The organism is Caldanaerobacter sp., from assembly GCF_049701115.1.
Classification (GTDB): Bacteria; Bacillota; Thermoanaerobacteria; order Thermoanaerobacterales; family Thermoanaerobacteraceae; genus Thermoanaerobacter.
In genome coordinates, this window is sequence record NZ_JBNATX010000059.1 from 1 (window position 1) to 7169 (window position 7169).

The following is a 7169-nucleotide window of genomic DNA, read 5'->3' on the forward strand; positions in this document are numbered from 1 at the left end:
CTACCAAGCCCACAGCGGACTTTCACCGCCTAGTTATCGCCCATGCCGGGCGCACGTAAAAAATTAAACGGTCCTTTTAAGGACCGTTTTAAATCTTTAATTTACTGGTGGGGTCAACAGGAGTCGAACCTGTGACCTCTGCGATGTGAGCGCAGCGCTCTGACCAGCTGAGCTATGACCCCACCGCTTCTTTTTTATTATAATACAATTTTAAACCCTGTGCAAGAAAAATTTATTTTGCAAGTTCATATATCGCATGAGCATATATTTTCGCATTTAGGATGAGGTCTTCAATTTCTATGTATTCATCCGCTTGATGAGCCAGTTCAGGCTTCCCTGGGAAAACAGGCCCAAAAGCTACGGTATTCGGCATTTCTTTTGCATAAGTTCCTCCGCCAATAGCTAGAAGTTCTGCTTTTTGCCCTGTTTGTTCCTCATAAACCTTGCTCAATATCTTTATAAGTGGATGATCTGGCGGGAAATAGAGAGGCGGTTGATGCAACATGTTTTCTATTCTCATGCCCTGTCCTTTAATCTTTTCTTCAAAAATCGTCATCCAGTCTTCGTATTTATGTTTTACAGGATATCTTATGTTAAGCCCTAGCACCCCTTTATTTTCGTCTACTAAGACAGTACCTACATTAAAAGTAAGCTCTCCTGTCTCATCTTTCAAATATATCCCAAAAGTTTTACCATCAGTCTCCATACCAACATTTGTTGCAAAGAAGTGTATAAAATCTTTCACATCGCTTTCATCTAAATTCAATCTATCTAAGAATAGGAAAAGCTGCATTATAGCATTCTTTCCAAGGTGAGGCAAACTCCCATGAGCAGATACTCCAAAAGACTTTATTACTAAATCGCCTTCTTTCTCCTCGAATTTTATATCATACCCTGTTTCCTTTACAAAAGCTTCTAATGCATTTATAATCTCTTTTTTAATATTTTCTCCTTCAACTTTAAGCCTTGCTTCACAGTAACCGGGAACTACATTGGGTCTTTCTCCGCCTTTTATGTACTTTATAACTATTTCCCTTGGTTTTTTATAAAAATCTTTGACCACATCAAACATCGTTATTCCTTTTTCTGCATGTATAATTGGATACTGGGCATCAGGAGTAAAGCCCATTGTAGGGGCTTCATCGTGTTCAAGATAGTACTTTATTTCATGAGACCCAGTTTCCTCGTTAGTTCCGAATATAATTCTAACTCTTTTAGAAAGTTTAAGTCCTGCGTCCTTTATAGCTTTTAAGCCGTACAAAGCAGCTATTATTGGCCCTTTATCATCTACAGTACCTCTCCCATATATCTTCCCATCGTGTATTTCAGCACCGTAAGGTGGATAAGTCCATCCATCCCCTTCCGGCACCACATCTAGGTGTCCTAAAACTGCAATCATTTCTTTCCCTTCGCCGTACTCAGCATAACCAACATAACCGTCTAAATTTTTAGTCCTGAATCCAAGACTTTCAGCTATTTCAAGGGCTTTTTCTAACGCCTTTGCAACACCCTCTCCATATGGCATGCCCGGCTTCGGTTCGTCTTGCACACTTTTTATACGGACCAATTCCTGCACAGACCTTATGATATCATCTCTCATGCGGTCTATGTAAGAGTTTAAATCCATAAAAATCCCCCCAATAAATTGGTAATTTACATCTCTATTATATACTCAAACTTAAATGTTTTCAACACTTTTTACCTTTCACCAATTTTTTGTTCAACTACTTTCCAAAAAGTGGGGGTTTCAAAACCTATCCTCCACACACAAATACCATGAAGATTATATTTTTTTGCTACTTCTATCTTTTCTGCCAATGTATACGAATTTTCAAACCATACCTCTCGTGTAGTCCCCGTTATCCGGTCATAGTAAGTATAATAGGGTTCCTGATATTTATCGCTCCACTTTATCTCAATTCCTTGAAGTTTTGCCTTTGTCATTATTTCCTTAGTAGGTCTTGAAAAACCTCCGCTTTTGCTTACAGGCCAGTCATAGCCGTATGTTGCAACACCAAGGCATATCTGCTCTGGTTTAAATCCCTCATTTAATGCATCCTTTACATTATACTCTACCCACTGTTCAGGAGATACAGGACCAGGTGGAGTAGAAGCATTATGCCTGTCGTAGGTCATCAAAGTAACATGATCCACTAAAGGAGCTAATTCCCTGTAATCGTATATACCAGAAACCTCCTTTGGAACTTGATAATGAGGTATAACAGATATATCTAATATTTTGCCTTCTTTCTTAACAAAAGGCTTAAGTTTTGCCACAAAAGCAGTAAGATAGTCTTTGTCTTTCACATAATTTTTCTCTCCATGAGGTATAAACTCAAAGTCTATGTTGTATCCATCAAAGTCGTGCTTTTTTAAAAGAGCAACCAGCTGTGAAATTACTTTCTCACGGATGTTAGGATCTAAAAGCACCTCATCTTTGCTATTAGCAACATTAACCAGAGGAACTACTTTTATACCCTGTTTTTTAGCGTAGTTTAATGCTTGCGGATTAGTAGAGTCCTTTACAGAGCCATCCCCTTCAACCGTCAGCCAAAGTGGCGAGAGAGTATCTATGTATTTTGAATATCTAACTAAAGACTGATAAGAATTGTCGTACCCTTGAGAATCCATGTAAAATCCCACAACTTGTAATTTCTTTGCTTTAATTCCGGTAAAAGGCTTAAAAAACTGTTTTTGTGCGCTACTCTTGCACCCATTTAAAAAAACAATATTAGCCAAAGAAAAAACTGTCAAAATCAATATCGCAAGTACTCTTCTTTTCATAAAAAGATATAACCTCCTCACTTTTGTGGATTCAGTTATATCTTTTGTAAAAAGAAAAATTTTATGTATAAAAAACTAAGTATAACCTTTCGTCAAAGTTTCATCTAATCTTGCAATTTCTTAAATTAAAAAGGGGTACTATCATACCCCTAGTTTTTCTCTTAGAGGCTTAGCTAAAGTAAAAATCCTTTCATTTGTATATTCATCATAATATTTAAGATCTGGGGGAATATGTTGCCTCGGAGTTAGATCCTTGATCCCCTTTAAACCAACAAAAAAGATCCATAAATCGCTGAAAGAAGGGATGTAATCTGCATAAGAAATTACGAAAGGAAATACTTCTTTAAGAAGCCTGTAAATATAAAGGAAACCGGGATTTTTAAACATTGAAAAAGCTGACGTACCTTGTACTACCACAGTAGCTTTATCACTCAAAATTTCATAAAGCCTTTTATAAAAACTCAGTTGATGTACACTCCTAGCAGGTCCATCTAAATCATCCGTAACATCTACTATCACTACATCAAAAGGTTCTCCTTTATAATCCTTGATAAATTCTGCTACATCTTGATACACGAGTTTTACACGTATATCATCAATAGGTGTCCTACCCAAGTATTTCTGGGAGAGGATGACCACCTGTTTGTCTATATCTACAGCGATTACCTTCTTCACTGTTGGGTATCTTAAAACCTCTCTCACGCTTTTCCCTTCCCCTACTCCACATATCAAAACTCTTCTAGGAGAGGGATGAACACGCATAATTGGATGTACTAGAAGTTCATGGTAAATAAATTCATCAGCCTCCGTAGATTGAAGAGTCCCATCCAAAAAAAGACTCTTACCCCAAGTTTCAAGCTCCACAATATCTATTTTCTGATACGGTGATTGATGCTCTACAACCACAGACTTTACTTTATAAACTCTATAACCCCCACTTATATCTGGCTCCCAATAAAATTCTCTAGAGGGATCTAATCCCCATTTCCTGTTTAAATTTCTCAATTAAGCTCCCACCTCCAATCGTGAAATCGCTCAAAAGATATTATACCATATAGAAAAGTATTTGCCAAACAGTGATAGGAATTGATACCTTATAATTCCATAAAATAAAAAGGGCTCTTACGAGCCCTAAACTTTCACTTTATATGGTGGGGTCAACAGGACTTGAACCTGTGGCCTCTACGATGTCAACGTAGCGCTCTAACCAGCTGAGCTATGACCCCATCATCTGTCTGTTTTTATTATAATACAATCTCTTAAGATATGCAACTCCCTAATTTGATAAAACTATTGTAACATAGTTTTTTCTGTTGTATCATAACATTAAAAGCAAAAAGACGTGAAAGGAGGAAAAAGATGAGGAAAAAACTTTATATAGGAACCTCCGGTTGGTCATACTCCCACTGGAAAGAAATTTTTTATCCTTCTAATCTTCCTTACGAGGAAAGGCTTAGCTTTTATTCAAAGCATTTTCTTACCGCTGAAATTAATTCTTCTTTTTACCATTTGCCTCAAGAAAAAAGCCTGCTTAAATGGTATTCCGCTACTCCTGAAGGTTTTATCTTCTCTGTAAAAGCCTCCCGCCACATAACCCACCTAAAAAAACTTTGCGATGTGGAAGAAACATGGAATAATTTCAAAAAAAGAATAGACCTGTTGAAGGATAAACTAGGACCCATACTCCTCCAATTTCCTCCAAGCTTTAAAAAAGATCAAGAAAATGTAGAAAAAATCATAAACTTTTTGAGAGAAAAAGAAAATTATAAATTTGCTTTGGAATTCAGGCATAAAAGCTGGCTTGATGACGAGGTTTACAACCTTATGAAAGAATTAAAAGTTGCCTGGGTAATAGCGGATTCTTCACGTTATCCCAAGGCAAAAGTTATCACAACAGATTTTGCTTACATTAGAATGCATGGACCAAAGGCTTTATTCAGTTCATGCTACTCGGAAAGAGAACTTGAAGAATTAGCAAAAGATATAGAAGAATATTTTAAAAAATGCAATGAAATTTACGTGTATTTTAACAATGACGTCAATGGCTGTGCAATTCAAAACGCCAAAACTCTAATAAAACTTACGGAACATTTGCTTTTAGGAACTTAGACTTTCCCTTAACTCTGTACTTATTTAAAGAAGCAGGTATTACAATGGTTTCCCCTGCCTTTACTATTTTCGTGCCTTTCTCCCATTCTACTTCTAATGTACCTTCCACCAGAGTTAAAGCTTCGAAGCCGTTAGGAGTCTCAAATTCCATTTGCCCATCTAAATGAACTATATACACATTAAAATACTGTGACTCGACCGCTTTTGCAATATTACCTCCCTCCACTTTTTCAAATACAGGCACTATTTTGTCGGATTTTAACTCAAAATTTATCACATCTAATGCCTTTTCTATGTGAAGTTCTCTTTTCCTCCCTTTATCATCTACCCTGTTGTAGTCATAGACTCTATAAGTAAGATCAGAGTTTTGCTGGATTTCACATATTAAAATACCCTCACCTATTGCATGAACCATTCCAGCAGGAATGTATACCACATCTCCTGCCTCTACCTCTATCTCATTTAAACACTCCTCCAGTCTTTCTTCCTTTAAAAGCCTTACAAACTCATCTTTTGTGGTACCTTCTTTGAGACCACATATCAGTTTTGCACCTGGTTTCGCATCTATTATGTACCACATTTCTGTTTTCCCTAAATCGCCATTCTCATGTTTGTAGGCATATTCATCATCTGGATGAACCTGAACGGATAATTTATCCTGTGCATCTATTATTTTTATAAGAAGAGGAAACCTTTCATATTTTTTCCCTTTTCCATAAAGACTTTCAGCGAATTCTGAGGCTATTTCACTTATCTTCTTTCCATCAAAATTTCCTCCATCGATCACACTAACTGCCGTCCTGTTATCGGATACCGTCCAAAGTTCTCCTATTTTTTTGTTTTCCGGAATGTCAAATCCAAACTTCTCCTTTAAAGCAGTTCCTCCCCATATTCTTTCCATGAATATTGGCTTAAACTTAAGAGGTTCCATAAAGTTCCTCTCCTTTCTTTAAATAAAGTGGCATGTAGTATGCCACTTTTATCATACAATCTCTAGAGCGATTTTCACCATATCCATGAAACTTTTCTGCCTTTCTTCGGCAGAAGTTGCTTCTCCTGTAACCAAGCTGTCGCTTACAGTAAGTATAGTAAGAGCATCAACTCCATATTTGGCGGCTAATGTATAAAGTGCTGCTGTCTCCATTTCTACAGCTAATACTCCAAATTTTGCCCAAAGCCTCCAGCTATCAGGATCGTCATGGTAGAAAGTATCTGTAGTAAATACATTCCCAACCTTTGGCTCTATTCCCATCTCAATAGCCTTATCGTAAGCTTTTTTCAATAGTCTAAAGCTTGCCGTGGGAGCGTAGTCCATTCCATTAAAACGTATCTTATTTATACCAGAGTCAGTGGAAGCACTCATAGCGATTACAATATCTCTTATTTTTATATCTGGCTGTAATGAACCGCATGTACCTATTCTTATCAAGTTTTTCGCGCCATAACTCGTTATTAATTCATTCACATAAATTGATATGGAAGGTACTCCCATTCCTGTCCCTTGTACTGAAACTCTTTTCCCTTTATAATATCCAGTAAAGCCATACATTCCCCTTACTTCATTGTAACACTTTGCATCTTCTAGCAAATTTTCTGCTATGTACTTAGCTCTCAAAGGATCTCCCGGAAGTAATACTGTTTCAGCAATGTCTCCTTCTTTTGCACCAATATGTATGCTCAATTCATTTCCTCCTCTCTACAAAATTCGCTAAATATAATATTAACAAAAAAAATTTTTTAAATCAAATAAAAAAATCCCTTTTCGGGAAAACAAAATCTTACAGCATGTGAGCAAGTCCGTAAGCCGAGTTCTGTTTTAGATGGCCATCTATCTAGGGTATCAGTTGCCTGATACCTCCAGCGGCTTAACCCGAGGGAAACGGCGGGCCACCTACTCCCTCCTATTTGCCTTGCTCCGGGTGGGGTTTACCTAGCCAGCCGGTCGCCCGACTGCTGGTGCGCTCTTACCGCACCGTTGCACCCTTGCCCAACGCCTTTTAAAGCGTCAGGCGGTCTGCATTTCTGTGGCACTTTCCTTGGAGTCGCCTCCACCGGGTATTACCCGGCACCCTGCCCTGTGGAGCTCGGACTTTCCTCGTGCAAGGCATTTACCTCGCACGCGGCCATCCGACTTACTCACATGCATATATATCATTTTTCTATATCAGCCAATGATATATTAACACAGTATTTTCATATTGTCAAGCCCCGTTCAAAGGCAGGTCTGTGTCAAGATTTTGTAGGTAAAAAATTTTTATAACTGACCTCACCGTTAA

6 protein-coding genes, 2 tRNA genes and 1 other RNA gene are annotated in these 7169 nt (G+C 37.8%); 1 reads left to right on the forward strand and 8 read right to left on the reverse strand.

The window, feature by feature from the left end; genetic code table 11:
- Positions 1-105: 105 nt before the first annotated feature.
- The 5 genes from ACPLVE_RS10680 to ACPLVE_RS10700 all read right to left on the reverse strand — a co-directional run bounded on the left by ACPLVE_RS10680 (position 106) and on the right by ACPLVE_RS10700 (position 4010).
- Positions 106-182, reverse strand: a tRNA-Val gene (locus ACPLVE_RS10680).
- 50 nt (positions 183-232) lie between these two features.
- The gene (gene pepV, locus ACPLVE_RS10685) at positions 233-1627 is read right to left on the reverse strand and encodes a dipeptidase PepV (protein ID WP_424611534.1); all 1395 of its coding nucleotides are present in this window, start codon (positions 1625-1627) and stop codon (positions 233-235) included.
- Positions 1628-1698: 71 nt separating this feature from the next.
- On the reverse strand, positions 1699-2784 hold the full coding sequence (locus tag ACPLVE_RS10690) for a glycosyl hydrolase family 18 protein (protein WP_424611535.1): 1086 nt from the start codon (positions 2782-2784) through the stop codon (positions 1699-1701).
- 141 nt (positions 2785-2925) lie between these two features.
- Positions 2926-3789, reverse strand: a complete 864-nt coding sequence (locus tag ACPLVE_RS10695) for a spermidine synthase (RefSeq protein ID WP_424611536.1) — start codon at positions 3787-3789, stop codon at positions 2926-2928.
- 144 nt (positions 3790-3933) lie between these two features.
- Positions 3934-4010 (reverse strand) — tRNA-Val (locus ACPLVE_RS10700).
- Between the two features lie 133 nt (positions 4011-4143).
- Between ACPLVE_RS10700 and ACPLVE_RS10705 the strand changes: the two genes are divergently transcribed.
- Entirely contained in the window at positions 4144-4893 is a 750-nt protein-coding gene (locus tag ACPLVE_RS10705; RefSeq protein WP_424611537.1) for a DUF72 domain-containing protein, read from the forward strand.
- Here ACPLVE_RS10705 and ACPLVE_RS10710 read toward each other — a convergent pair.
- The 3 genes from ACPLVE_RS10710 to rnpB all read right to left on the reverse strand — a co-directional run bounded on the left by ACPLVE_RS10710 (position 4865) and on the right by rnpB (position 7032).
- Positions 4865-5824 (reverse strand): type I phosphomannose isomerase catalytic subunit, encoded by a 960-nt coding sequence (locus ACPLVE_RS10710; protein ID WP_424611538.1) that lies wholly within the window; start codon positions 5822-5824, stop codon positions 4865-4867. The genes ACPLVE_RS10705 and ACPLVE_RS10710 overlap by 29 nt on opposite strands.
- A gap of 51 nt (positions 5825-5875) precedes the next feature.
- Positions 5876-6574: a purine-nucleoside phosphorylase gene (deoD, locus tag ACPLVE_RS10715; RefSeq protein WP_424611539.1), complete on the reverse strand. Its 699-nt coding sequence runs from the start codon at positions 6572-6574 to the stop codon at positions 5876-5878.
- 103 nt (positions 6575-6677) lie between these two features.
- Positions 6678-7032, reverse strand: an RNA gene (gene rnpB / locus ACPLVE_RS10720) — RNase P RNA component class A.
- Positions 7033-7169: the final 137 nt, after the last annotated feature.